General features: G+C 66.4%; 24 protein-coding genes and 1 tRNA gene. 12 read left to right on the top strand and 13 right to left on the bottom strand.

Annotation, left to right across the window (positions count from 1 at the left end):
• The first annotated feature begins 379 nt into the window (after positions 1–379).
• The 4 genes from OG588_RS33855 (at position 380) to OG588_RS33870 (ending at position 2,976) form a co-directional block, all read left to right on the top strand.
• Entirely contained in the window at positions 380–931 is a 552-nt protein-coding gene (locus OG588_RS33855) for a bifunctional DNA primase/polymerase (RefSeq protein WP_405953277.1), read from the top strand.
• Entirely contained in the window at positions 921–1,241 is a 321-nt protein-coding gene (locus tag OG588_RS33860) for a hypothetical protein (protein WP_405950557.1), read from the top strand. The genes OG588_RS33855 and OG588_RS33860 overlap by 11 nt, the downstream gene beginning before the upstream one ends.
• A gap of 4 nt (positions 1,242–1,245) precedes the next feature.
• Entirely contained in the window at positions 1,246–1,566 is a 321-nt protein-coding gene (locus OG588_RS33865; protein WP_405950558.1) for a hypothetical protein, read from the top strand.
• Between the two features lie 888 nt (positions 1,567–2,454).
• Entirely contained in the window at positions 2,455–2,976 is a 522-nt protein-coding gene (locus tag OG588_RS33870) for a toll/interleukin-1 receptor domain-containing protein (RefSeq protein WP_405950559.1), read from the top strand.
• Positions 2,977–3,442: 466 nt separating this feature from the next.
• On the opposite strand, the gene OG588_RS33875 is transcribed toward OG588_RS33870, so the two are convergent.
• The 4 genes from OG588_RS33875 to OG588_RS33890 all read right to left on the bottom strand — a co-directional run bounded on the left by OG588_RS33875 (position 3,443) and on the right by OG588_RS33890 (position 6,944).
• Positions 3,443–4,228, bottom strand: coding sequence for a hypothetical protein (locus OG588_RS33875; protein WP_405950560.1), 786 nt, complete (start codon positions 4,226–4,228; stop codon positions 3,443–3,445).
• A gap of 38 nt (positions 4,229–4,266) precedes the next feature.
• On the bottom strand, positions 4,267–4,881 hold the full coding sequence (locus OG588_RS33880) for a TIR domain-containing protein (protein ID WP_405950561.1): 615 nt from the start codon (positions 4,879–4,881) through the stop codon (positions 4,267–4,269).
• A complete protein-coding gene (locus tag OG588_RS33885; RefSeq protein WP_405950562.1) occupies positions 4,878–5,804 on the bottom strand; it encodes a DUF4231 domain-containing protein in 927 nt (308 codons plus the stop codon). The genes OG588_RS33880 and OG588_RS33885 overlap by 4 nt, the downstream gene beginning before the upstream one ends.
• Before the next feature lie 399 nt (positions 5,805–6,203).
• A complete protein-coding gene (locus OG588_RS33890; protein WP_405950563.1) occupies positions 6,204–6,944 on the bottom strand; it encodes a GntR family transcriptional regulator in 741 nt (246 codons plus the stop codon).
• Between the two features lie 206 nt (positions 6,945–7,150).
• Between OG588_RS33890 and OG588_RS33895 the strand changes: the two genes are divergently transcribed.
• The 8 genes from OG588_RS33895 (at position 7,151) to OG588_RS33930 (ending at position 12,654) form a co-directional block, all read left to right on the top strand.
• Positions 7,151–7,492 carry a hypothetical protein gene (locus OG588_RS33895; protein ID WP_266772555.1) on the top strand — a complete coding sequence of 114 codons (342 nt, stop codon included), beginning with the start codon at positions 7,151–7,153 and terminating at the stop codon, positions 7,490–7,492.
• Positions 7,492–8,814, top strand: a complete 1,323-nt coding sequence (locus OG588_RS33900) for an FtsK/SpoIIIE domain-containing protein (protein ID WP_405950564.1) — start codon at positions 7,492–7,494, stop codon at positions 8,812–8,814. The genes OG588_RS33895 and OG588_RS33900 overlap by 1 nt, the downstream gene beginning before the upstream one ends.
• Before the next feature lie 12 nt (positions 8,815–8,826).
• Positions 8,827–9,021, top strand: a complete 195-nt coding sequence (locus OG588_RS33905) for a hypothetical protein (RefSeq protein ID WP_405950565.1) — start codon at positions 8,827–8,829, stop codon at positions 9,019–9,021.
• 44 nt (positions 9,022–9,065) lie between these two features.
• Complete coding sequence (locus OG588_RS33910) at positions 9,066–9,356, top strand: hypothetical protein (RefSeq protein WP_405950566.1); 291 nt, start codon at positions 9,066–9,068, stop codon at positions 9,354–9,356.
• Between the two features lie 104 nt (positions 9,357–9,460).
• Positions 9,461–9,718, top strand: coding sequence for a hypothetical protein (locus OG588_RS33915; protein WP_405950567.1), 258 nt, complete (start codon positions 9,461–9,463; stop codon positions 9,716–9,718).
• Positions 9,715–11,076, top strand: coding sequence for a replication initiator (locus OG588_RS33920; RefSeq protein ID WP_405950568.1), 1,362 nt, complete (start codon positions 9,715–9,717; stop codon positions 11,074–11,076). The genes OG588_RS33915 and OG588_RS33920 overlap by 4 nt, the downstream gene beginning before the upstream one ends.
• Positions 11,066–11,269 carry an AlpA family transcriptional regulator gene (locus OG588_RS33925; RefSeq protein WP_019060844.1) on the top strand — a complete coding sequence of 68 codons (204 nt, stop codon included), beginning with the start codon at positions 11,066–11,068 and terminating at the stop codon, positions 11,267–11,269. The genes OG588_RS33920 and OG588_RS33925 overlap by 11 nt, the downstream gene beginning before the upstream one ends.
• Positions 11,266–12,654 carry a tyrosine-type recombinase/integrase gene (locus OG588_RS33930; protein WP_405950569.1) on the top strand — a complete coding sequence of 463 codons (1,389 nt, stop codon included), beginning with the start codon at positions 11,266–11,268 and terminating at the stop codon, positions 12,652–12,654. The genes OG588_RS33925 and OG588_RS33930 overlap by 4 nt, the downstream gene beginning before the upstream one ends.
• Before the next feature lie 57 nt (positions 12,655–12,711).
• On the opposite strand, the gene OG588_RS33935 is transcribed toward OG588_RS33930, so the two are convergent.
• From OG588_RS33935 to OG588_RS33975, 9 genes are all read right to left on the bottom strand, one after another.
• Positions 12,712–13,356 carry a hypothetical protein gene (locus OG588_RS33935; RefSeq protein WP_405950570.1) on the bottom strand — a complete coding sequence of 215 codons (645 nt, stop codon included), beginning with the start codon at positions 13,354–13,356 and terminating at the stop codon, positions 12,712–12,714.
• Between the two features lie 258 nt (positions 13,357–13,614).
• A tRNA-Arg gene (locus OG588_RS33940) sits at positions 13,615–13,675 on the bottom strand.
• Positions 13,676–14,677: 1,002 nt separating this feature from the next.
• Positions 14,678–15,508, bottom strand: a complete 831-nt coding sequence (locus OG588_RS33945; RefSeq protein WP_405950571.1) for a hypothetical protein — start codon at positions 15,506–15,508, stop codon at positions 14,678–14,680.
• Positions 15,509–15,792: 284 nt separating this feature from the next.
• Positions 15,793–16,569 (bottom strand): hypothetical protein, encoded by a 777-nt coding sequence (locus OG588_RS33950; RefSeq protein ID WP_405950572.1) that lies wholly within the window; start codon positions 16,567–16,569, stop codon positions 15,793–15,795.
• 105 nt (positions 16,570–16,674) lie between these two features.
• Positions 16,675–17,490 carry a hypothetical protein gene (locus OG588_RS33955; RefSeq protein ID WP_405950573.1) on the bottom strand — a complete coding sequence of 272 codons (816 nt, stop codon included), beginning with the start codon at positions 17,488–17,490 and terminating at the stop codon, positions 16,675–16,677.
• A 357-nt stretch (positions 17,491–17,847) separates the two neighbouring features.
• Positions 17,848–22,665, bottom strand: a complete 4,818-nt coding sequence (locus OG588_RS33960) for a DEAD/DEAH box helicase (RefSeq protein WP_405950574.1) — start codon at positions 22,663–22,665, stop codon at positions 17,848–17,850.
• Positions 22,665–23,711: a hypothetical protein gene (locus OG588_RS33965; RefSeq protein ID WP_405950575.1), complete on the bottom strand. Its 1,047-nt coding sequence runs from the start codon at positions 23,709–23,711 to the stop codon at positions 22,665–22,667. The genes OG588_RS33960 and OG588_RS33965 overlap by 1 nt, the downstream gene beginning before the upstream one ends.
• Positions 23,712–23,803: 92 nt before the next feature.
• Entirely contained in the window at positions 23,804–25,336 is a 1,533-nt protein-coding gene (locus tag OG588_RS33970; protein ID WP_405950576.1) for a hypothetical protein, read from the bottom strand.
• An 83-nt stretch (positions 25,337–25,419) separates the two neighbouring features.
• A complete protein-coding gene (locus tag OG588_RS33975; protein WP_405950577.1) occupies positions 25,420–26,253 on the bottom strand; it encodes a hypothetical protein in 834 nt (277 codons plus the stop codon).
• Positions 26,254–26,537: the final 284 nt, after the last annotated feature.

The following is a 26,537-nucleotide window of genomic DNA, read 5'->3' on the forward strand; positions in this document are numbered from 1 at the left end:
GCGCAACCTGACGCAGCTCCCGTACCAACCGCGGCTGACTCCAGCCGCGGCCTACACGGGCTTGCCGTAAGTGAACGCTGATCGGCTCCAGCGAGGACGTGACCGTTCCCTCCCCACTTGTACATGGGTGCGACTTCTGGGGCACGCGATTCTTTGGCTTCTCGACCGAATGTACGCGCTGTTCACCGGTGCGCGCTGCAAGTAACCGGAGTTCGCGGGTTGTTGACCCGTGACGGGGGATGACGTGTGCACTCGGGACGTGTCATCCCCCGTCACCTCTCGTCATCTGCCCTCACCAGGGTGGTGCCCCTGAGTCTGGACACCAGGCGGCATTGCGGCCGCAACTGGGTTCTGACCGAGGTGAGATGACGTGCAGAGGATGACCAGAAGTGGCATGGAGTGGCTCTCCGCCGCAGCGGACGATCCCGCCGAGTGTCGGCAAGTGTGGGCGGACGATCCCCGAAGGCCCTGCGCGCTGTCGACCGGCCGCTTTTTCGACGTGCTGAGCGTGGACCAGCGCCTCGGGTTGGAGATGTTCGACCGTCTTCGACGAAATGGGATGCTGTTCGGGCCGGCGGTCGTCGACCGCAGGGCGCAGCGAGTCGGCTTCTTTCTGGGCTCGCAGGGCCGCGAGGTTTTCACGTACTACCTCGAACGCGAAACGTCATCGCCACCGTCGTACCGGTACCTCGACCACGGCTGCGCCATCGTCGTCCCCGGAGCCATCCCTCTGTCCGAGGACCGCTACCAATGGCTTCGCGCACCTACCCGCCGACCGGAAGCCAATCCGCGGCGCCCGGTCGCCCTCGCAACCGTTCTGGTCGCCTCCGCGGAACTCCTGGCACGGATGGACCGCTTCGACGAGGAGTACCCGACGCCGTACTCAGCGGTCGTTGCCCTCCCTGAGGAGACGACCACAGATGCCGGATGAGCCGACCCACGGGCGCGACGCCGCCGCGTGGTCGCCTCTCGACAGCGACGGCTGGTACGCGGCCCGAGACGCGACCACCGCATTGCGAGACGTTCTCGTTCGCGCTGGACTGGAGAAGGACTTCCCCTACCTGCGCGCGGACGTGAACGCCTTCGGACACGGTCTCGTCGACTTGGGCCGAGTGTCCCCCGCCACGGCCGAGCGCCTCGCAGAACTCCTTCGCCTGGCGCTGACAAGCGGATACCGCCGAGACGGAAACGACGGAAGTCACGGAACGCCCATTGCCGAAGAACACGAGGGAAGGGCCTGAAGCCATGACCGACCGGCGCGGAGTGGTAGCCAAACGAGCGGAGAACCTGTCGCCTAGCGTGCCCTATGTACGCGGCTGGAACCGCGCACGGCAGGGCGCTGGCGCACTGGCTGATCAGCTCGTGGTGCTCGGGCTGGACTCCGACTTCGCCGGCCTGGTGGCCGACGTGAACGTCTTCGGTGACGGGATCGTGCAGCTCGGGACCGTTCGGCCTGAAGCGGCCGAGCTGCTGGCGAGGCTGATTGCGGCCGGGCTTGCTGCGGAGTCGAGTGACATGACGACGAAGGCGCCTCGGCTCTCGCTTCGGGAAGCTCCTGCGGCATGAACCACTGCTCGGTGGCGGTTGGTTGTCCTGCCGCTCGGCCGGGACCGGCGCCCCAGCGCCGCAGCCCGGACGAACGGCAGGACAACTGCTACATCAGCTTGGGAACTTGGGTTTCTTGGGGCCGGCTGCTGTGCTGAACTGCGGCGGAGCGATGTTGGAGTTCGGGTCGCCCCAGGGCGAGTCATCGCTGTTCCCCGTGGTTCCCCATGCGATCTGGCACGCGAATGGCACGGTCGATTCTGGGACAATGCACCTCGACCGAACTGGGTGCCTGAGCCTAAGCCGAGGCCTGTCAGCCACGACGGAGAGCGCGCAGACCGATCTGGCGCGCGTGTGTCTCGCTGTGCCGTCTCCAGCTTCAGCCACGCTGCGGTGTCGTTGACCAGAGCAGGTTGCATCAGCGGAGGCGTGGCAGCGAGACGTTGGCCGACGGCCTCTTCGCCTCGAAGCAACTTGGGGGCTCTGCTTAAGACGCTGTGGCGCCTCCGGCGTCGACGCCGTCCCGCACCGAGGTCCGTTGGCCGCAGGCGAGCAGACAGTCACCCTGCATGTGAGCGGCCTTGATCGTCTCTACCCCTCAGGGAATCGCAAACTGCGGGTATGCGCCGGCGACCCCGAGCTATGCGTAAACGAGATGGCTCCCGGGGCCGCGTGGACTACCGTGTAGCTATGAGTCGTTGTACAGCCCCACGCCAGGGGCATCGGACCGCCAGCGGACGTGCGGCGTGTCCCGCGTGCAGCGGCGGAGGCTACGGGTACCCATCGTCCCGGTCCTATTATCCGCCGCCTGCTTACACGTCGCGGAACAGTGGCGGGGGCGGCGCTACCAGTGGGGGCAGTTCCAGTAGCGGCAGAACGCGGGCGCCTTGGTCGCCGAGCACGTCCTCCGTGACTTACACGCCTGCCGAGGTGAAGGGGCTGACTCCTGTTCGCGACGCCGCCGTGTTGCGCGCGCGTCAACTGCCAGACCTTCGCGATGTCTTCCTCTGCCACGCATGGGATGACCGGCGCGGTGCTGCCAAGGAGTTGTGCGGCCTGCTGGAAGCAGCGGGCGTGTCGGTCTGGTTCAGCGAGAAGGACATCGCATACGGCCTACCGTTCATGCGGGAAATCGACAGAGGCCTGGCGAGGTCGCGTACGGGTCTCGTCCTGGTCACCCCTGCGCTACTGACACGCCTCGAGCACGGTGGCGTCTCCGACAAGGAGCTCTCGGAGCTCCTTGCGCGTAATCTGCTGCTCCCTGTCGTGCACGAGACGACCTACGGCGAACTTCGGAACATCAGCCCCCTCCTTGCATCCCGAAATGGGTTCGACACGGCGGAGGATTCGATGGCAGTAGTTGCCACCAAGATCGCCGAGCTGGTCGCCGTTGAGGACGACCTGATCGCACCGTCCACGCCGGCGAACTAGCCGTCCGGTGGCGCGCTCCCCATCGCTGGCGCCAAGCTCAAGGCACGCGAGTCGGTGGCGCGCTCTGCTGTACAAGGCCTAGGTCGAGGTCGGTCCGAGCCCTTTGCTCTGGTGCCCTCGGCAGGATTCGAACCTGCGACACCCGCTTTAGGAGTTCGGTAAGGGCGTCCAACGGCAGCCACGGCTCCCTGACGCGAGGGCCGGATAGGGACGTTGATGTATGTCTCTGTCCGGCTTCGTTGATGTCAGCCGTGGATGTCACAGCACTTGCTGATCCGTAGTGACGGTCGGGGGACCACTGACGCCGTACCCGCCGTCGCGGCAGCGAGAAACGGGAAGAGCCTCGACTTGCGCCATAGCGAGGAGTTGATCCCGGATGGCTATGGGCGTTAGCGACTTCGGACGGTCACTCAGGACTGCCGCAGTTGCTGCATTTAGCTGGAAAGCCGTCTAAGGCTAGGCCTGCTCACAGGGGGGCTCCGAGGTGGGTGTCCGACATTTGCCTTTCGATAATTTCTCGGACCCAGCTCTTCAGGAATTTAGAATGGCAGACCTCAAAAAGCGATTCAAGATCTTCCCGGTCTATCTTCTTTCTTCTGGCCACCCACTCGATGAATTCCTTCAACTCTGCAACCTCTCGCGCACTCCTGGATTCTGGTTGAGTGCGAGGGTGCGCTACCTGCCGCTGGATTTCCTTTACGGCATCAAGGATATCTGCAAGTCCGCGCTCTTCTGCCTTCCCTGAGCCTCGAAGATCCTGAAGGTCAAGTGCGTAAGTCATCGGCGTGTCTACGGGGGTGCCCGACTCAATAGCTGCCACAGCATTAGACAGTGAACTTCTTGCAGCGGCCGCGCTATCGAGATCTTTGTGGTTGATCTCGATTACCCGTAGACCTTGAACGTCGAACGGTATCGTCTGACCCTCTTCCACGATTTGAATAAACGGTTTACGCAGGGCGTGCCTTACCGCCAGCTCGTAAAACACGTTCGGATTCTGATCTGTTAGATCAGCAATAACTAGTTCGTCATTAAGTATTCGTTCGAGTACTTGCGTGGTAATCATCCCTGATCCGTCAATGTCATCTGCTCGCGTAGCAGAGTAACCAAGCCCTTCGATCGCAGGCTTGATCACATGTCTCAGGATTTGGTCGCTACGCCGTCGCGTGTCCGAACCAGAAGCTCCGATAGGCGCAATGAAAAAGCACTTCTTCCGGCCGACTTCTTGCTTGGCAGGCTTTTCCTGGGTAGACATTGCCTCCCCTTTGTGAGAGAAAGTATCCTTCGGGCCGTTCAGGGGCAGTAGGAATTGTTGGTTTTTCTCGTTCGAGTATTGCGAATAAGTTTTTCTCTAGTCTGACGCGCATCGAATGCGTCTTGGATCCAATTTTTCAGGGTTGAACCGCTTCTGGGATAGGTGTAGTACCGCGCATACCCCACGTCTTTCCCGTCGTTTCTGAGGACATTGTCACTTACCCGTGGCGGGAGAGCCCCCCCGGCCGCCTTGCCCGAAGGGAGTTGGATGGCCATTAGCCCGTTGAGGCGATTGACCTTCCCCCTGCGTAGAGAGCTGTAGACTTCCCAATCCACGAATTTTCTTGCCCAGGTGCACTTTCCTGCCATGACTATCGTAACGGTAGAGTTGGAAAGATACTTGCTCCTGATGCGATCCATAATGTAGTCACTGTCATCGCTTTCAATTACTGGATCATCCTCGGATACGCCGATGGCTCGCGGAATGAAGTAGTCGCCAAATGATTCAACGAAAGTGAGCACCTCTTGCGCATCCACCGCATGATAGCTAAGAAAGCACTTATGGCGGGTGGTGGAGTCAGTCTTGTAAACGCCCTCTTGAGAGATCTCGCTCAGGCGGGCCTGAGCGATTCTAGTCTGGTATTCGAGAGTCATCCGCTTCTCCTTGCAGCACGCAGCCCCACCCTTCGAGCCAGCCACATGGTGTGCTCTCGACTGATGGCCTGTTCGGCAGAAATTACGTAGTCTGACCACTTAGTTTCATCAGAAATTCCGGAGCCTGTGGCGTGAACAAAAGCCAGTTCTGCGGCGGTTAGTGAATAAGCTGAAGCTAGATTGTCGTACTGCTTAACCTCCAGCCATGCGCCCGCTGCTGCAATTGCTGCAGCCACCGCGCCTCCTATGTCAATCTCTGACACGTCGAGCAGGGTTATGGTAGTCACAATAACCCCAATGAGCTCAAATGAGATAAGGGTGAATCGCCACCGCCGCGAGTTCCCCTCATTCGCTTTCGCTTTTTTCTCATACCAGGCCTGTTGATCCGACACCCGGAACTCAAGGTATATCGCTTTTCGGGACTCCAGTTGCGACTCCCTTACCTCGCGCATTTTAGCCGTAGCCTGGACTGCGCCTACGGAAAGGCTTGGCAGATTCGGGGATGCCTCTCTGAAGAGATCTTGAATCCGCGCTAGCAGTATCTCATCGGCCCGGATGGGCGGCAGGCTTGACGGGAATGGCTCTGCTGCGGCCATGTAGCGCCAAGCCAGAGTTTTCACCGACTCTGCCAATGCTCTTCCGTGGTACCAGCGTTCCTCCGGGCTGCCTCGCAAAAGGAACACTTCGAGCAACAGAGCTGCAGCAAACGAGACGAGAGCCAAGGTTGCAGATGCCTTCTCGACCCAGGTTCCATCGTTGCTGCTGACTGTGACGGTCCCCGCGATAGCTGCCACAACGGCCAACTGAAGCCGTCCACGAGTCCATCGCAGGTACTCCTTCTGTGCCTCCTGCGAGATCTCATCGGCTGACTTGAAAACGCCAGGAAGATCGTCATCGCTTGGAGAGGTATGAAGAAGCGACACATGGCCCCCCGTGTTGCCAGCCCGAATTGAGATCATAGGTTAGCGTCTCGCGCGGCTGGCGGGGCAGGTTGAGGGCGGCGGAACGGCTTTGGGCTGGAGCTGCTTTGGGGCGAGTGATCATGGCCCCGTAAGTTTCCGGCGCGTCGGGCAGTCTGTGGACCTGCCCGTTAAAGCACGACGTTGGGGCCATGATCTTAGAGGCTCGCCCCAAAGCGGCTGCCTAAAGCCGTGGAGCCGACCGCCCCAGCCACAGAGGGCGTCTCCCCCTTCATGCCCGCTGCCGCTAGCGCGCCGCCGCTGGCGAAGACAGGGTGGTGGTCCCTCAGGCAAGGCAGGGCGCGCCCGCGCTGTGCGCGGGCCTTGATGACGTGGAGAAAGTCTGAGCCAACTGAGGTTCGGCTACAGCCTGAACGACAGTTCCAGGTCGTCGCCGGGAAGGTGGAACTCCTCCAGGGCCAGCGGCTTGTCTCCCCCGGCAAGCGTCACGCGGATGACATGCAGGAGCGGGACACCTTCGGGCAGGCGGAGGGCCTGGGCCTGGTCCGGCAGCGGCATGCGGGTGCGTACGTACTCCGTGAAGTGGAGTTCATGGTCCAACCCAGCGAGCGCCACATAGAGCTCCGGTGCCGGCGGCGGTGCCTCCTCCTCGTACTTCGTGTCAACCAGGACGGAGAACGGCACGTAGGTGCGGTGGAGTTGGCGGAGACGGCCGTGGTCGGCGGTCTGCAACGCGTCGTACGTGAACATCGGCTCGCCTGGCGGGATGCGGAGGAGATCCGCCAGCGTCAAGGGAGCGTCCGTGCGAGTGGCTACCGGTGGCTCGGCGTTCGTCCACTGGATGCCGTCGGCTTCCATGTACCGGCCGTCGGGGGCCAGGCGTACGCCGCGCGGGCGTGTGAGGCTTGGGCGGCTCTGGGGTGAGCGGGCGAATGTCCCTCGGCCCATGATCGCCTCGACCAGGCCGGATGCCCGTAGCTCCGTGAGGCCCTGACGGACTGTGGGACGTGTCACGCCGAACTGTTTTGCCAACGCCTCCTCGGAGGGGAGCGGTTGGCCGGCGGGGAAGGTGCCGTTCAGGATGCCCTCGCGCAGGTAGTCGGCGATCTGCCGGTACTTCGGCTGCGTGTTCTTCGGTGGCATGCAAGGCCCTCCGTGGCCGGTTCGTCTCTCGGCTGCCCAAGGAAGTTGGGCAAGCTGTCCAACTTCTTGGACACCATCCCCCATCACAAGACGGTTGACAACCCGTACTACGGGTCGCCACTCTGGACTCCGGCCACCCGTACTACGGGTGGTCTAGCAACCCGAAGGATTAGCCTTCGGGTGCCAGAGATGAGGAGTTCAGATCAGTGGCAAGCCTTCCGATCGACACCGCGAAGTTCACGGGGATCATCTGTGCCGTACCCCCCGCTCCGCGGGTAGCGAATCGCGAGACCGGTCAGCTTCGCGTTGACCGTGACACCGGCAAGACCGTGTACCAGGTCGGTCTTTGCCTGATGGCCGGGTCATCGGCGGACGTGGTGAACGTGAGTGTCGCCGGTGAGCCGGCCGGTGTGCAGCTCGGTATGCCGGTGGCCGTACGGGACTTGGTCGCCACGCCGTGGGAGAACGACGGGCGCCATGGGGTCGCATTCCGTGCGGCGGAGATCCGGCCCCTGAGCGCTCCGGCGGGGAAGGGGGCCGGGCAGTGATGACGCTGGCCTCCTCCACCTCCTCGGCCGGGACGGTCTGGCCGAGTTGGGTTCTGGTGGTGGCCGCAGTGCTGGTGTCGGGCCTGCTTCTCGCAGGCCCGGCCCTGCGCCGCCGCTACCCCGTGGCTTGGTGGCTGTTACTCGGCTTCCCGGTCATGGTCGTCCAAGTGATGCGCACCTGGCGGCCGTTGATGGCCGGGTGCGGACTCGCCGTGAGCCGTCGGCCGGCGCTGACCGTGGTGTCCGGGCTCGTCGGCAACGGAGCGCCTCCGCCTCAGCCGCGTGTCCCGTGGCACGGGCTCATACGTCCGACGGGCGGCGGATTCTGGCTGCTGGTACGGCTGTTGCCGGGGCAGGTGCCCGAGGACTTCGTCAAGGCGGGACCCGCCATGGCGGAGGACTGGCAGGTCCATGGGGTGCGGGTCACCTCCTGGAGGCCGGGAGTCGTACGCATCGCCGCCTCGGTGGCCGATCCGCTCGCCGCTCCTCGACTGCCGAAACAGCGCGGGCCCGCTCAACTGCTCCGGGTCGCCGTGGGCGTGCTGGAGACCGGTGCAGGTTGGGTCATCGACCTGCGTCGTGTGCCGCACTGGCTGATCGTCGGTGCCACCCGGTCCGGCAAGTCGACGTTGATCAACGCACTCGTAGCGGGTCTGGCTCCGCAACCGGTCGCTCTGGTCGGAATCGACTGCAAGGGCGGCATGGAACTGTCGCTCTACGAGCCCCGGTTGTCCGCGCTGGCGACCAATCGTGAGCAAGCGGTTCGGCTCCTGGCGGCGCTCGTGGACCTGACGCTCGACCGCATGACCGTCTGTCGGGCGGCTCGCGTGCGCAACATCTGGGGTCTGTCGGAGGGGGAACGCCCGGTCCCCGTCGTCGTGATCGTCGACGAGATCGCGGAACTGTTCCTCGTCGCGAGTCGCAATGAGAAGGACGAAGCGCACGCGGCCGGTACGGCGTTGATCCGACTGGCCCAACTCGGCGCGGCGCTCGGGGTGTTCCTCGTCGTGGCCGGCCAACGGGTCGGCTCCGACTTGGGGCCAGGTGTCACGGCACTGCGTGCCCAACTCGGCGGACGTGTCTGTCATCGGGTGGCCGATCCCGGTACGGCGGAAATGGCGCTCGGAGATCTCAACCCCGACGCGCTCAAGGCCGCACAGGCCATCACTCCGGAACAGGCGGGTACGGCCGTGCTGGCCTCCGGCGACGGCTGGGAACGAGCCCGCTCGCACCTGGTCACCGAGGTGGACGCCGAAGTCATCGCGGCCGAGTACGCGCACCTCACCCCGGTCCTGCCCGAACTGCTCACCGCGGCCAAGTGAGAGGGGACTGCCGTGCTGGTGTCCATGTCGGCCGTGTTGCTGCTCGGCCTGTTCATCTGGTTCCTGCTCCGCATCCGCTACCTGCGCTGGGCGGACACGCTCCTCTGCGGAACCTTCGGCTTCCTGGTGGCAAAGACCGTGGCCGCGCCGGTGGTTCAGGCGGTCCTCATCGCGGTCAGCGGCTTCCTCGGCCAACTCCGCTTCTGAAGCGACCTCACCCGATGTCCGAACAACAGAGAGGTGGGCGAGCCATGTCCACGTACGAAATCCGCTCCGGCGACCGGGCTGCGTTCATCGCCGGCCTGCGGGAGCTGGCGGACTTCCTCACCGCGAACCCCAGTGTCCTCGTACCGCGCAACGCGTCGTTCGGCGTCTTCGTCGACGCGGCCGACTCCACCGCTCGCAAGGAGGGCGCGGAACACGTCGCCGCTCCGCTCGACGTCCCGGTGGAGGACCTCGGCGAGGGCTACTACGACGCACGTCGCGCCTTCGGACCGATCGCGTACAGCGTCGTCGCGATCCCGCCCAAGGAACCGCAGTGATCGCCCGTATGACGGGCTCCCGACGGGGCGCGAAGTCGCCAAACCCGACCCCGTCAGGAACCCACTCCATCCGCCACATGAGCAGTGAAAGGAGTACTCACACTTTGTCCACCGCGCATCGATCGCGCAAATCCCCTCTGCCTGAGTGCGAGTTGAGGGTCGTCGACTCCGAAGTGGCGACCTGCGACGGACGGGAACAGATCGTCCTCATCGGGCTCGACGGCTTCGAACGGCATCTGTGCCCGGCACACGCCGCCGCACTCTGGCTCACGGACCCGACACTCCGGTTCAGCGCCAAGACCCGTACGGAAGCAATCGCTGCCGTGATGTGGCATGCGTTCGGAGGCGGTGGTCTGCAATGACCGCACCCCTGCCGAAGAACGTTGCTGCCCTGCTCAACAGGGCAGCAGAGCCGGAGTTCGCGGCCTGGCGGCGCAACATCGTCAGCCTCGCCGGCTGCACCAAGCCGATCCACCTGGTCGGCGGGGCAACCGTCGTCGACACGACCACGGGTGAGGCCCTGTTCTCGTACGCGTCGGACGTCTACGGCGGTCGGCTTCTGACCGCATGCGGCAACCGGCGTGCGTCGGTCTGCCCGTCCTGCTCCCGCCTCTACCGAGCCGACACCTACCAACTGATCCGGGCTGGACTGGTCGGCGGCAAGAACGTCACGGAGTCGGTGAGCGGGCACCCTCGGGTGTTCGCCACCTTCACCGCTCCCGGCTTCGGGCCGGTTCATACCCGTCGTGAGCGTGCAGGGCATGTACGGGCATGCCGTCCCCGGAAGGTGGGGGAGTGCTGCCCGCATGGCTCGCCCATCGGATGCCATGAGCGACACGCAGAGGGTGAGCCCCGTCTCGGTGAGCCCCTGTGCCCGCGCTGCTACGACTACGCCGGGGTTGTCCTCTGGCAGGCGTACGCCGGTCAGCTCTGGCACCGGTTCGCGCTGGAGTTGCGTCGCGAGATCGCGCGGCGCGCTGGGCTGTCCCGTACCGAACTCGCGGACGTGGCCCGGCTGTCGTACGCGAAGGTGGCCGAGTACCAGCGGCGGGGCCTGGTCCACTTCCATGCCGTGATCCGCCTCGACGGGCCGGACGGACCGGCCTCGGCTCCGCCCGGTTGGGCCACAACGGCTCTGCTGATGGACGCGGTACAGGCGGTTGTCGGTCGCGTGCGGCTCATCGCTCCTGGCGTGGATGTTGTCGGCACTCGCGTGCTGCGGTTCGGCGAGCAGGTCGACGTGCGGCCCATCGCGGCGTTCGGAGCGGGGGAGCGGCTGACCTCCGCGGCTGTTGCGGGCTACATCGCGAAGTACGCCACGAAGGGCGCTGAGTCCGCCGGCGCGGTTGACGGCCGGATTCACCAGGCGCGGGAACTGGTCATGTTGCCGGTGAGGGCTCACGTCCTCCGCATGATCAGTACGTGTTGGTGGCTGGGCGGTCTGCCTCCTTTCGAACCTCTGGGGCTGCGGCGTTGGGCCCACATGCTCGGCTACGGCGGCCACTTCTCCACCAAGTCACGGCGCTACTCGACGACTCTGACCGCGCTCCGTGAGGCGCGTGCAGAACACCGTGCGGAGGAGCAGCGGACCGCGCTCGGTATCAGCGGGCGGACAACCGTCACCGTCGGCCAGTGGCGCTATGCAGGGCGCGGCTACTCGCCGGAGGCGGCTCTCCTGGCGGCCTCCGTGCGGGAGGGCGGTGGTCTATATGGCGCGTGAGAAGACGGCCGAACTGCTCACCGTGCGGCAGGTGCTCGAAGAGCTGGGCGGGATCTCCCGGCGCACCTTCTATCGCTGGCGAGAACTGCGCCTCGCGCCGGCCTGCATCCGTTTACCCAACGGGGAGTTGAGGGTTCGCCGCGACGTACTCAACGACTGGTTGGCGGAGCGTGCGGAGGGGGCCGCGTCGTGAAGTCGTACAAGGTCGTCATCTGGAAGTTGAGTATCAACCGCTCTGCGAAGAAGCCGACGTACCTCGTCCGCTGGTCCGTGGATGGCGAGCCGTTCCACGAGTCGCACAAGACGAAGGCGCTCGCGGATCGCTTCCGGGCCAGGCTGCTTCGAGCCGCCGACAAGGGCGAACCGTTCGACACAGTGACCGGTCTGCCTGACTCGCTCCGTGGTGGGAAAGCGGCGTTGTCGTTCCTCGACCTGGCGGTGAAGTACGTGGCAGCGCGCTGGGCGGAGGCGTCAGCGAAGCAACGGGACAGCATGACCGATGCTCTGGCGACGGTTGTTCCTCTCCTCGTCAAGCCGGGGAGGGGGCGGCCCGCTCCTGAGGTGTTGCGGCGGGCGCTGCGCTCGTACGTCCTGCCGGTTTCCCGCAGGGAACGAGAGCGGCCGGAAGAGATCGCGGCGGCCGTGCGGTGGATCGAGAAGGCCTCGCTCCCCGTGGGTGAGTTGCAGGAGATCGCGCGAGTGCATGAGCTGATCGACGGGTTGGGCCGGAGGATGGACGGCAAACCTGCGGCGACACAGACGTACCGCCGACGCAGGGCGGTGGTCTTCAACTCACTTGAATACGCAGTGGAGTTGGAGCACTTGCAGTCCAACCCGCTGAGCCGAGTGCGGCGTAAGCGAGGCAAGCGTGCGGTGCAGGAGGTTGACCGTCGAGTGGTGGTCAATCCTCGGCAGGCTCGCGAACTGCTGACCGCCCTCACCTACGTTGGTGGCTATGAGCGTGCGAGCGGCCGACGGCTGAAAGCGTTCTTCGGGTGCCTGTACTACGCGGCCATGCGGCCAGGCGAGGCGCTGGGACTCCGCCGCTCCGACTGCACACTTCCGTCGTCCGGCTGGGGGCGGATTGAGCTGGCGGAGACCCGTCCCACGGCCGGGAAGGCGTGGACGGACTCCGGGGAAGCCCACGATCGACGCGGCCTGAAGCAACGGGCCAGCGGCGAAGTGCGCATCGTGCCGATTCCGCCTCCGCTGGTGCGACTGCTCCGCGAGCACTTGAAGGAGTTCGGTACGGCGAAGGACGGCCGGCTGTTCTCCAGCGAGCGAGGCAATGTGATCGCGGCCTCGTCGTACTCGCGAGCGTGGAAACAGGCTCGGGAACTGGCGCTCGTACCGCATCAGGTGTCGTCGGTCCTGGCCTTCCGGCCGTACGACCTCCGGCACGCGGGCGTCTCCCAGTGGCTCAACTCCGGTGTGCCCGCCCCGGAAGTGGCGGCCCGTGCCGGTCACTCGGTCGACGTTCTGCTGAAGATCTACGCCAAGTGCATCGACGGACAGGAGCAGGAGATGAACGACCGGATCCTGAAAGGTCTGGGGGAGGAGAGCGACACCGAAGCATGAAACGGCCCGCATGGGCCTCACGCGAAAGCCCCGGCCTGAACCGGGGCTTTCGACTGTCTAGGACCGCTCCCCGGGGAGGTCGTGCGATTCACCGTCGAGATCCGCGCTCAAGTGGATACCGGTCATAAAGCCGTCCAGGACATGTATCCAGCCGTCGCAAGCAATGGCGAACTCTTGCGCGCCTTCGGGCGTAACCGTCCCCTCCTCGTGTGCGGCCCGGTTCCTCAGGTCCGACATACGAAGCATCGATCGGACTGCACGTTGGTCCAACCCGGCACGACTCAACTCGTCGATCAGCATGCGCGCCGTGTATCGCCGAGGCGGTGGACGATCTGGGTCCCATCCCAGCGCCGCGTATGCCGCGAAGAGGATTTTCTGCTCCAGCACCCGCCAGGCTCCGAGAACGGCTGCTTCGGGAGAGGCATCGGCCACTTCAGCCAGGGCGAGCAGGATGGGAGCCGAGTCTTCTCGTGCAGATACAGCCCCTGCTTCCTGATCGGTTTCGCTGGCTTCCTCCTGAGCAGCGACACGTTCCTCTCGCGCACGCTCCTCGAAGTCGAGCTCTGCGCCACCAGCTCGAACACCGCGGAGCCGCCGCAGCAACTGCTTCACATCGCTTTTGAAGGTGACGGCCAGCACAACTGTTATGACTGGCCAGGCAAGCGCCTTCAGGTACTCCAAGACGATCTTGGCGATCTCCACGGCGGCACTCTAGGCCGCTTCGACGGTGAAGGAGCTTGCTTGAGAGAAACCGAAAGGCCGCAGTGTGATGTAAGTCTGCGCTGGTAGTGCCGTTTTGGGGTCCTGAGCAGCGAAGAGACCACTCAAGATCATTACGTCGTCATTACGTGATCACTGACAAACGCCTGCTTTCGACAGCGTCTGCCTGCACACACGCGAAGACCCCGTCTTCAGCTAGTGCGCTGATGGCGGGGTCTTTAGGCACCTAATCCAAGGTGCCCCCGGCAGGATTCGAACCTGCGCACACGGCTCCGGAGGCCGTCGGCTTCCCAGCTGTTCTCGCAGGTCAGACGCTTGCCTGACAGGTTGTCAGGCCCGCCGTCCCGTGCATGTCCCGCGGAAATGAAATGCCCTGTTTGGTCGTCTTGTGTCGATCATTCCCCGTAGCGGTCGGTCCATGCGCCATGACGTAGATCACGACTTCCTCGGGCAAGCGTAGGGGTATACGATGCGCCCTTCAATCGAACAGGGCAGCGGTCCGGAGTGCACTGGCAAGTGAAGTGAGCCGGTTGCGCGCCCGGCTCGGTGAGGGCGCTCCCGTGCGGGGTCGGGGGTGAACGATGGTCGGCGACCGTGCCCCAAGGCTTCTCATCCGGATGTGCTGGAGCGGCTGTCCATGCTGAGTCTCCGGCTTCCGGCGAGGGCTCGACGGGAAGCCTATCGCTGACGCTGCGCGCGGGCCGACGCGGCGGCACACGCGCAGCGTGGTGAGTGGCGTTGGCCGGAGGGTGGGACGCTAACGGCCTCGACGGAACATGCGCGTCGGGCGACGGTCGGCTCGGGCCGGCCAGCGCATTTCGAGGCCGGGTTGCGCAGTGGGGGGCGTGGGCTCTTTTGTGTCGTAGCCCAGGGTGGTGGACTACAGGTCAGTCGATGGTGCCCCGAAGAGTTCGCCGGAAGGCCCGGCCGTACCTGACCGTGAATGCAGACGGCTGTCGTGTGAAGTTGTTGGCTGGTGCGGGATGCGGCCCTTCGTCGTGCGGGCAGGTAGTGGCGGTGGATCATCAATGATCCGCATGATCGCCGATTTGGCCAACCGGCGATCCCGAGCTATGTTGCCCCGCTCGAAATGGCGAACGCGCACAAGGACGAACTCCGGACTTCCGAGCCATGCGTTGGGTTCGCTCATGCCACTTTCGCAACGCCGATCCAAGTCCGGGTCTTTGAGCCCGTCTCTCGCCAGAAGTCCCCCCCACCCGCCCGTCGTGTCTCCAGTCGCTCAGGGAAAATCAGATGGCCGTGCTGCCTGAGTGGTCCTCGGTGATCCGTCAGAGGTGTTCACCTATCGAGACTTCTCGGGTTGGTCCTTTGCCCACCACAGGAATGCGGCGGAGTGCTGCTGGTTGGCGAATCCTTCGCCGACGAGGGTGTGCAGAAGGTCGTTGCTCCAGAGGATGAGCCTGCCAAGGGTCCAGTTCACCGACTCTGGCGCTGGCAGTTCCAATCCGTAGACCGTTCTGGCGATCTCGCGCTTGCCGCCCGCCTCCGTCGTGTATTTCAGGATGGACAGGAACCGCTCGGGCTCGACCACGCAGAGAACCCTTGTGAGGAGGGCTTCCTTGAAGCCGGTCATCGCGAACGGTTTGGTTCCGTTCAGGAGCTGTTGCAGCCGGTCCTCGCGCGGTTCGTCGTCAGGTCCGTAAAGGAGGTATTCGATGGTCTGGCGAGTCGAGTCTGCGGCTGCGGCGTCGCCCATGGCGTTCCATGTGGTGTTGAACATGGACTGGTTGCCGGGGTGCGCTCCGATGTCGGAGTTGGCGAAGTCCTTCAGGGCCCTGGGGTCGCATGTGTGCAGACCTTCGCGCGAGAATATCGTCTGGTATTTCTTCCAGTAGGCCGCTACTTCGGGGTCGAAGCCCGGTCTGGTGGTGAGGTACTGAGCCTTGAGCCGGTCCGCGCGTTCCAGTATTTCGGGCTCGACATCCTCGGCAGTTGGGAAACGGGATTTGAGGTCGTGGAAGGAGTGGGAAGGCTGCTTCTTCGGGTCAGCGGGTGTGCCGTGCTCCCATGTGTAGCCGCACCGGTGCTTGACGAGCCGACGCCCGCCCTCCAGGTTGCGGACCAGCTCGATGTCCTCGTCTTCACTGCACAACGGGCACATGGCCAACCCCATGGCACCCCCCCCATTCCGAACGATGCCGTATCGCACCGTGAACCAACACACACTTCACATCGGGTCCGCATTGTTCCACCCCGGTTCGTGCGGGGCAGAGCGCGGAGCACATCGGGCGGCCAACGCTGCCGTACCCGCCGCTGAACAGTCTCCCGAAGGGGCGTGACGCTCGCAGCGGCCGGGGCCGGAGCCCCAGGTCGTCCGCGGCCAAGGAAGGCCCGCTGACGGCGATGTTCTGGCAGGCCACCTGGCGCGGATATGCGACGAGGCAGGACAACGACCGCCTACGCCGGCAGCTGGCGCACCACGTCGTCGTCCGTCACCTCGTACACGTCGATATGCAGCAGCTCGCGGACGCGTGCCGGAACCCGCTCGACGGCCTTCACGGACGAGGACGGCATGACCAGCGCGTACCGTATCCGGGAGTCCCGGCTCGTCATACGGCGCAGCAGCTGCCCGTAGGCGATGTCGGCGTCGGTGCCCGTCTCGCTGGTGCGGCCCTTGACCTCGCAGATCAACCGCTCGCCGCCGCGCACCGCTTCGACGTCGGCCCAGGGGTCGGCGGGATCGACCGGCGTCCAGCCCTCGGCCAGCAACCACGTACGGAAGGCGTCGGTGACCCGGTCCTCGTCGCTGCCGCGTGCCAGGATCTTCCGCAGTACCGCCAGATCAGCCTCCCGGTTGCGGCGTAGCCGTCCGCGGCCGTCCGCGTCGAGGTCGGCCGGGCGGATCACGATCAGCCGCAGCCCGTGAGCGGGGATCCCGGTGTCGCGGCGAGCGTCGTACAACGCCCGTTGCTCGCCCCGGTGGACGCCGCTGACGGTGAGCTTGTCCGGCTTGTCGAAGTGAGGCATTGGCTGGTCGTGCTGCAGCTCCCGGTATTCGACAACAAGCCGGTGACCGGGCCAGTACGCGTCAACCGGCAGCTTGGCACGTCGCCCGCTCATGCCGGGGTCTCCCAGCAGCCAGCCGAACTTGTGCTGGGTCAGGGCCGTCTCGCCGAGGATCTGATCGCACAGGTCGACCACGTACGCCTCGGCACTGTCGTCTCTCGTGTCCATGGCGAGGCATCATGCCAGCCTCCACTGACAGCGGCCGGCGAACGTCCCCTGTGCAAGTCCCTGGCGATCGATCTCGGCGGGGCCGCTTTGACACTCCGACTTTTCTCAACTGGCGCGACGCCACCGGTTGTCGTTGCCCGCGCCGTAGCGGCACTGCATACGGGTTCCGGCGCTGGTGCGGCCGTAGGCTCCAGGATCACCGCACCAAGAGCCGGGACGTACACCCCTGTCGGGGGCGCTGTCCCTGCCGCCCGCAGTGTCGTCTTCGGCCTCGGCGGTGGGGGTGTCGGTCCCTTCGCCGTATTGTTCGGTCGGAGTGACTTCCGGCCTTTCCGAATCCGTGTAGCAGGTGTTACGGGGACTCGCTATCTCCACGGTCACCCGCCAGCCTGGCTCGTCGAGCGCGCCGCTGGTCAACTCCGCAGTGCACACAGTCCACTTGTCCCGCTGCGGATCACCGCTGAACTCGAACGTCAGCGGGAGGCCGGTCGCACGGTCCAGGACTCTGGCCTCGCCCTTGTCCAGGCTGACCTTCATCGCGTCCCAGGCATCGCCCCAAGTACCGCCCGTTAAGTCGGACAACGAGAGCGAGTCCGCAGGGCTGCTTTCAAAGGGGACGGACGAGCTTCCTGACGCCGCTCCCGACGAGGGCGCGTTCTCCATCTCGTTGATGAACGTGACCGCCAGCGTCCCCAGCGCGAGCGCGAGAACCGCCGCGACCAGGCTCTGCAGCAACACGCTGTCGCGAAGGGAACCGAGTGTCCTGGCCATGAACGTGGTCGGACGCGACTTGCCGTCGACCCGGTCACTCGCCGGGTCTCGTTCCTGCCGGACTCCAGGCTTCTTCTGGTCGGCCCTGTCGGCGCGATGGAGCCGCCTGGGCTCCTGCTCGCGGTCTTCTGGGGTACGCCACCGTTGCATGACCCCTCCGGGCCGCTCTCTGCGTACGCTCGACGCTGGGTGCCCGGCTGAGCGTGCGTGTCTACGTACCGCTGCTGCCGTGGTCTCATCCGCGGACTGAGACACTGCGCCGCCGCATGCCTCACACGTCCATGCCCCCACCAACGCCCTCCTGGCTGTCCCTGATACTCATCTTCACACCCAACACCGGTTACACCTAGGGGGCTTGCGCTCGGGACAGTCCAACTTGAGCCGGGGCAATGAAGTATGCAACCGGAGTGAGGCGCGCCTTTTCACTGATCTGGTGGGCGGTGTGTCGCCAGGTCTTGGATGCCTCGCCGGAACCGGCCTTATCTTGACGACACCACGACGACGAGGTCAGCAAGAGTGATGTGCAGCGGGCACGCCGAGGTGCTGCGGTGCCAGGACGTCAGGGTCAGGCCGCCAGTCGCCATCCGGGATACCGGGGCAGTGTCGACGGGCTGCCTGCAGAACCGTTGACAGTAGATCGGGCGGCACGACCATCACTGCTTGCCACTGCTTGCGACCCGCGGAGTCCAGCGATGTCAACTGCCGGGCCCGGCCGCCGCACGCGGACACCTCCGCCTTGACCGCTTCCCACTGGTCGTGCATGCGTCGGAACGGGCTGCTGATCCACACCGGCGGATACGCCTGCCCGATCCGTGTCGAGGCCGCTCGGGCCGTACCGGTGTCGGGAGCCGCGATCCACACCACCGTCTTGGGATAGCCATTGGCTGCGGTCAATCGACCGGTCGCCAGCAGGCAGCCGAAGCGGTCGGCGATGTCGGTCATCAGCGCGCGCCGGTCCTCATGCAACGGCCGGTGGTGCGGTAGTTGTTGGACGACCAGGCAACCGGTCAGCGCCTCGTGCAGTCGGATGGCGGCGTCCTGGCCCTCCAGGCTGGTGTCGGTGTGCACGGTCAGTAGCATCGGGCGGTCGTCGCCCTGGATCTCGATGTCGGCCGAGCCGTTGGCGAGCGGGTCGAGCGCCCGCAGATCCCACCGGTCACGGCGCCCTGGCGAGTTCGCGGGAAACAGTGCGCACCCTTCCGCGGTCAGGGTGAAGCGCTGCCGTTCGAATCGCGCGGACATCCGTATCGGGCCGCTGTCGGGAACCGCTACGACGCGCAGATCGGCCAGGTCGCCCTCACGATGATCGGCACGCAGACTCTGCACCGGGGCCAGACCCTCGACACCGGCCGTGGTGCACACGTGCCGTTCGCCACCGCGGACGGTCACTGCGCCCAACCGGCAATGCACGATGTCGCCTGCGGTCAGTGCGCCGCGAGCCGCCGGGTTGAAGAGGTGGACGTTGACTGTGCCGGGCCCGTCTCGGCCGGCGCCGTAGTACACGGTGAGCTGGTCGCCGACGTCGAGGCGATTGCCCAACGCCCGGTAGAGGTCGGCCTGCCGGGCCGGTACGAACTGCTCGCCGAGGGGGGTCGCCAGAACTGCACCCGCTCCCGGGGGCGCGCTGCTGATAGTGGCGGTGTCGTGGCCCCTGGCCAGCGAGGCGCTCAGCAACTGGTGGTCGACCACCCGGATCCGGTGAGGTCGCCGGCTCGCCAGCGCCAGTCGGGTCGAGTGGGCGCGGTGCCGGGCGGCGGCGACCGGGTCGGCGATGCGGTCGGCGAGCGCGGTCAGGCGCTGCCAGTCCGCGACTGTCAACGGCTCGGTCACCACCAGCCGGTCGCCTTGGCGCTCCCACGGCCCGTCGGGCAGCCGTAGGCCGGCAAGGTGCTCGTCCAGGTCTTCCAGCGGCATCCCGTTGCGGCGGTTACTCCAGGTCAGCACTACCGAAACGACGGCTTCGAGCCGGATGCGCTCCGGCGCCTGCGGAAGGTCCCGGGCGAAGGCGCTGACCACCACGGGTGGGTCGTCCTCAAGCAATCGCAGCCCGTCCGGTGTCAGTTGGATGTACAGAGTATCCAGCGTGACGTCCACCACTCGGCCGGTCGTTTGATAGGGGGCCCGGTCCGCGGCGAGCCGGGTCAGTGCGGCCAGCGTCTGCTCGGCCTGTGTGGGTTCCAGCAGCAGACGTTCGGTGTCGGCGCCCGCGATGCGCAACGTCCAGGCTGCGCCCGGGTTCAGAAGGAGAAGCTGCGAGTAGCGAAGGCCGGTGCCGATCCTCCGTGGGTCGATCGGGGTGACGAAGCCGGTGGGGACGTGTTTGGCGACCAGCACCGGCTGGAGGTCGCGGGGGAAAACGCGTACATGGTCCAGTGCGAGTTCCACCTCACGGCCGAGATGGGCGTCGGTGAACGCGGTGAACTCAGCCCGGCGGACATCGAGCACGCACTCCACCCGGTCGGCCGTCACCGCGACGACGACCACCTCGAACGGGGTGGCCGGCAGAAGGTCGCCGGGCCGGATCCGCAGCACCGCCTCAATATCGTGCGGCGGTGGGAGTACGAGGGGTGCGGCGTCCGTGGTGTTTCGGCCGTCGTCACCTTCCTCCAGATCCAAGCCGGTCAAGTCCTCGGATTCGTCCCCGGCGGCCGACTCCCGGCCCCCTACGTCGCCGCTGACGTCGTCCCCCGGTTCCTCGGCCGGATCGCCGGACCCGTCCTGCGGTTCGTCGTCGCTCTCGATCTCCACCGTCGGATCGGGCATTGACGGAAGTGCCCACAGCAGCCGCAACCAGACGGTTTGGTCCAGGCTGCCGACTGCCTCAGCCACGAACCGGTCGCCAGGCAGTGTGGGTACAGCTGCGGGCGTCGCGCCGAGGGGCAGGTCCGCCACCGCTGCCAGCCAGTCGACGCCGTCAAGCACCAGCGCGGGCGGTACGACCACGCAGAAGGTCGCGCGCAGAACCCGCTCCGGCGGCGCCAGCGGGGTGACGTATAGCCGCCGAATCCGCCGGTCGAGTGGGATCAGCAAGTCCTCGGTGCCTGGAGGCCGCCGACTGACCCATGACGCGTCGTCCAGCACAGGGCGGGCCGCCGCGTGCAGGGCTCGTACCACCTCCGGGTCGGACCGGGGCAGGGTTACTGGCCGCAAGTCCCTTACCACCGAGGCGCGTTCGTCGGAGGGGTCGGCAGGTTCAGCCACGTAGACCGCGTTCGGGTGCACCCAGGCGATCGCGGCCCGCACTCGGGGCAGCAGCCGTTGGTCGAGGGGGCGTACGGCGGCGGTGCGGGTCTTGGCTTGGAGCGGACGCAGCAACTCCTGGCGCAGTCGGCCCAGTTCCTCCAGTGCCGCCGGGTTGGCGTAGTGCCGCCGGGCCCACGCCGTCCGGGCGGCTGGATTGGGCTGCCGCTCCCAGCCGGCCCACACCCGGCACACCACGTCGAGGTCGTCGGTGGCGCCGTCCAGGAAAGCCCTGTGGACATCGTCTACGTGCATCTTGGCTGCGGCCGGCCACTGGCGCGACCACAGCAGCAGATGTTTCCAGACGCTGTCGGACTTGGCCGCGAGCACCGTTGCCGCCTCGATCGCGCAGCCCGCCTGGTCGGCGGTGACGAGGATCGCTGCATCGTCGAAGTCCGTAGGTGTGATCGCAAGTTCACGGCCGACGGGGGTCGGGTCGCCGTGTTTGTCGAGGGCGCCGACCGCGTGCAGCGCCGCCCGCGCCCGGTCCACCTCACCATCCGGCGGGCCGGGGCGCGGCCAGCGCAGCGAAGTGGGGTCGGACACCCCGGCGACGGCGGCGGCCAGCAGTACGGCGGGCAGCGGCGCCCGGACGATCTCCGGCGGGGTCTCGGTTTCCAGCTCGGTGAACTGCCGCTCGGTGTAAAGGCAGTGCCAGATGCCCGGGGCGGTCCGGCCGGCCCGGCCGCGCCGCTGCCGCAGTCCATGCCGAGAGTGCGGTACCGGTTCGGTTGACTCGATGGCGGTCGCCGGGTCCCAGAAGGAGCGGTTGATCAGACCCGTGTCCACGACGTGCCGGATGCCGTCGATGGTCAGCGAGGTCTCTGCCAGGTTGGTGGCGAAGACTACCCGGTAGCGGGTGCCGCGACGGCGACTCTCCGGCCGCAGGGCACGGTTCCGCTGGGCGGCAGGCAGCTCGCCGTACAGCGGCAGCAGCTCGATCGCGTCGGCGACCCGGCCCATTTCTGGGTCGGCTCCGATGAGTTGGGTGGTCTCCTTGATAGCGGTCGTGATACCGCCGCGTCCGGTGAGGAAGACCAGAATGTCTCCCTGGTGGCACTCGACGTCCGCAGGGATGTCCGCGGGCCGGTCGCCGGTGGCCATCCAGCGCAGCAGTTCCACCACGGTGGACGCGGCGCGACCCGGCATCTGGGCGGGCCAGGACGCGATGGGCAGCTCCGGACCGGCCCACCAGCGTTCATACACCTCGTGAATGACCTTGCTGCGCATCCGGGACACCAGGACGGGGAATTCCGGCTCGAAGAACTCGGTGAAGGTGCTGGTTTCGATGGTGGCCGAGACGATCAGCACCTTCAGGTGCGGCAGTCCGGGCAGTTCGCGGCGCAGCAGCGCGAGGATGAGATCGATGTTGAGGGAGCGTTCGTGGGCCTCGTCGATCACGACCACGGAGACGTCGTGCAGTTCGCCACGCCTGATCATGTTCACCAGGGTGCCGTCGGTCACGTAGACGAGCTTGTTGCGCGGGTCGGACTTGTCCTTGTGCCGCGAGTTGACGTAGCCGATGTCGGTGCCGGGGCCAGCCACCGATCCGTGCAGTGTGGCGGCCACGTACTCCGGGATGCCGCTGGATGCCTCGATCCTCGGTTGGGTGACGACGATTTTGCCGTGCTGGGTCAGATGGTCGGCCGCGAAGGGGTGTGGCGGGACCAGCAGTCGCCACGGCAGGAAGGTGGATTTGCCGGAGCCGGTGCCGGCCACCACGACCGCGACCTGACGACTGGCCAGTTCGGTGAGTAGCTCGGCGATCTCCTCGTCGCGGATGCCGAAGGTGTCCGGCGGTGCGGGGACAAAGCCGTCAATATCGCGCTCCCGGTGGGGTCGCGCGGGTCTGTCGAGTCGCCCGAGCCGGCCGGCCTTGAGCCCGCCTGCCGGGACCGGCAGCCCCGGATCGAGGTCGAGGTACTTCACCGCCAGCCGGGAGATGGCTCGGCTGTGCCGGCCGCGACACGCCAGGCAGCGCTCGGGCGGTGACTGGCCGCGGACGAAGGCTTCCTGCCGCGAGCGGTCGGAGTAGAGCAGTTCGCCTCCGCATTCCTTGCAGACCACCTGCCAGTCGCGTGGCATCAGAGGCTCCCGGTCTCGGTGGGCAGTGCAGGCCATGGTGTGCCTGAGAGGGTGCCGTGGCCGGCCAGGTAGAACGGGCGTACGCGTAGGTCCGTGGTTGCTGTGACTTCGGCGACTGCCCGGTAGAAGCCGATGACGGCGGGTTCAAAGCCGGTGTGGTGCATCAGTAGATCGCTCACGCCAGATGCGGCGAGCCGGTGCAGCCTGGGTACGGAGTCGCGGTGGCAGTACGCCGCCACGTCCGCGAAGGACCGTCCCGGTACTGACACCAGGCGGTTGCGGAACCAGTAGCCCGCGACCTCGGTATCAAGCTCGGTGTGCCGCATGCTCATCAGCCCGAGGGTGAGAGCCCGGCCCCGGCCCGGCGGTCGGACGGGCAGAGGGCCGAATGCGAACGGCCGCGTCTCGGCGGACTCGGTGGCGAACAGCAGTCGCAGCCGACCGTTCGGCGCAGCCGGATGGTGGAGTTCGCGCAGCACCTCGGTGAGCACCTCATGCTTGGCCTGGGCGCCGATCGGCAGCGGCTGCCCAGCACGCAGCGCGTCGCAAAGCTGTCGGCGCAGCGTGGCGGCAGCCCGCAGCCGCGCCGGATCGGCGGCGAATACTTCGTCGGCTGTCCGTGGCAGGCCCCGTACTGTGGTGGCCAGCTCGGGGTCTGAGACTAGGTCGCGAACGGTCGCGGGCCGGTCGGGCCGACTGGCCGCTCGGGTCACCGCGACGGCGTCCGGGGCGATCGGCGCGAGCGTGATCACCAGGCCCGCCCCTGCGCCAGCCATCCGTCGCAGCGCGGCGTCCACCGCCTCGGCCAGCGGCCCGGACCCGGCCAGGGCCGGCCTCACGGCAGCCGCGAAGTCAGCGATCCCCTCCGGCGGCACCACAGTGGCCGACTCGATACCCTCCAGCCAGGCCAGCAGGTCGTTGGCGTCCACGTGTGCGATGGGTTCGCCCTGGATGCGTGCAGCACGCTCCACGGTGGCGCAGGCGATGCGGTAACGCGTGCGGTCGTCGACGCCCGCCTCGCCCGCCTTGATCCGCCGCCGCATCACGGCCGCGATGTCAGCGGAAGACCGGAAACCATACGGATCGGATCCTGGGCAGCCGGGCCACAGGCCGCTCCCGACGGCCCACATGGTTGCTATCACTGACGCGTCATCCTCGCCCGGTCTAGTCGCTTTGCGATGGCGACGTCCATGGTGGTCGTGTATTCCGGCGCCGCCAGCACGCAGATCCCGGCGCGGTCCGCGGCCGTGAGGAAGTCGGTGAGTTCACGGTGGCGGGCCGAGGCGTCCGCAGGCACGAGCAGCACCTCGCCGAGGTGGCAGCCGCGCAGCGCGGCCGGGCCGACCACGGCCAACAAGTCCGCGTCCACGGCGAGGGTGCGTATGACAAGCCGCCTGTCGGCCAGCGGTGCGGGACCGGCCAGCACCGGCCAGTCGGCCGTCACCGGGCCACCGTCGACGGCGGTGAACGCCACAGGCTCCGCGCTCGCGTCGCGGCCCGGTACGCTCCGCGCGCCGCCGAAGTCCACCTCGATCGAGCGGACCGTGTCGTCGTCATCCGACGCCGACGGCTGGTCGCCTCGTTGGAGATGCCGGTACAGCGTGGAGAGCATCATCGCGCCGCGCACCACCTGCTGGTCGGCGAGGTAGCGCAGACGGTCGGTGACCAGGACCGCGCCGGTCAGCACCCGGACCGGAGCGCAGGCCCGGCGTAGCACCGCCTCGGCGTCCAACGCCGGCCACGTCTGGGTAGCCACCGCCGCACACACCGCAGCTGGCGCCACCCCAGCGGACGGCAGCAGGGCGCGCAGCGAATCGGGGAGTCGGGTGGCCGCAACCAGCAGGCGTTCGCCGGTCTCGTGGTCCCACCGGCCGGAGCGTTCATCCAGCGCAATACCGCGGGACCGCGCCCACTCGGCGAACGGCAGCGGCACAGGCTGACGCCGGGACTCGATACGGAACGGGTGGTAGCCGTTCTGCCCATCGGTCCGCACCCGTCGCACGAAGTTGACCGCGAGGCTCCCGCCGGCCTGGTAAGACTCAACCAGGATGGTGGTCATCGCCCAGCGGGCCGGGGCGCCCTCGGCGAAGGAAGACAGGGTGGCGGTGGCGCACACCGCAACATCGTGCTCGTTGGTGTCCCGATTGTGCCGAGTCTGCAGTAACGCGACCACCACGTCTTGGGAACACAGACGCCGCGTCGACCACTCGTCGGGCCGCAGCAGAGTATCGGCCTCCGTACTGTCCCGACGGCCGAAATACTCGGTGACGGTCATCGCGATGGCATGCAGGTCCCGCTGCCACTGGGACAAGAAATTGCGCAGATTCGACGCGGCCCGGACCCGCAGTTCCGGGCGGTCGAGGTCCACCAGTACGACCGTGCCGGGACCCGCCGGGCCGACGCTGAGGCAGTGCAATTGCCGGTCGGGCAGCACTTCGAGGGGCAGCAGATCCGTGCCGAAACCGGGTTCGGTCAGCCGCAGCAGCATCAGAACGTCCAGCGCGTCCTCGGGTGCGTTAGCCGGTACGTCGGTGGTCCGCCGCCCGAGCCCCAGCAGCGCGCGACCATACCCACTCGGGGCGCCGCACTCGGTGACCCAGGCAGTCCAGGAAGCGGGCAGCCTGTCGGCGAAGAACTCCTGGACGACGGCAACGTCGTCGGCAGTCGCCAAGTCGCGTTCCGTGCTGATCAGCGGGTCGCGGGTCAACCACACCCAGGGGCTGGCGGGCCTGGACCGCGGCGGGTGGGCGGGCGTCACGGCTGCTCGTCGTCGAGAGCGGCGTCATCGCTCGGGAACGGCGCCGGCATGTCGTCGCGGTGGCGGGCGCAGACGGTGACGATGTCGTCCAGCACAGAGATAGGTTCACCGACCCGCACCATCGTCAGGTCATCTGCGATCTCGAAGAACTGGGCCAGCTTGGCGACCAAGTCCACCTCGATGACTATGGAGTACGGGTTGCCCTCGATGGGGCTGAGCAGGTTCGCTCGCTCCCTCGCATACGTCATCGCGCGCTGCGCCTGGCCAATGCTCGGTGAGCGGAGGTTGCCGTCGGCCAGCACCTTGCTGGATCGCTCGGAGTAGACGGCTTTGCTGTTGACGGTTGCCAGCCTCCCATCGGGAGTGACGACTACAAAGTCTTCGGCATTCATCCTGGTCGGCTCGCCGACGATGTCCCTGATACCGCCCTTCATGAGGGCCTGGGTCGCCATCACCTCATATCGCTGGCTCTGCAGCACCCGCAGTGCCACCTGCTCGCCCAGATTGCCCGCCTGCTCGTGTTGGTTGTTCGCCAACCAGTCCCGTAGCCGCTGGTCCACCGCCTGGACCGCCGCATCGTTGATCGCGGCGCGCCGGGAGGATGGTCCCTTCTTCGCAACGGCCAGGTCCTTCGGGGCCCGTCTGCTGGTCGCAGGCTTCTTGGCCGCCTTGCTGGGCGGTTGACGTTTCCGAGTTGGCGGCGCGGTTGGTTCTGCGGGCTTGGCCGGAGAACCGCCCTCGGCCGTCATCTGGACGCCGAGCCAGTCCTGATACCGCCCATTCAGCAAGGCATTGACCACCAGTGCACCGATCGGTTCGTCACACCCCATCTGGCCCCCCGTTCACCATGTTTCACGAAGTATCACCCCAAGAGGCCCTCCGTACACCGGTTTTCCACAGAGGTCTGCTCGGGACTGTCGGTGGGACGGGGAAGCGCCGCTTCTTCGATCTCGACGGCCATGGCTGGCAGGTCAACACGGAGGGGGAGACGTGCCACACCGTCGGCACCAGGCAGCCTCGGGTGTCACGGCGATATGTGGATCTGCGTGAAACTCTTAGGATGATCGCCTTCGGCCAGTGGGGGCCGTGAGGTGACAAGGGGAAACGCCGATCA

This window comes from Streptomyces prunicolor (genome assembly GCF_045162825.1).
Classification (GTDB): Bacteria; Actinomycetota; Actinomycetes; order Streptomycetales; family Streptomycetaceae; genus Streptomyces; species Streptomyces prunicolor.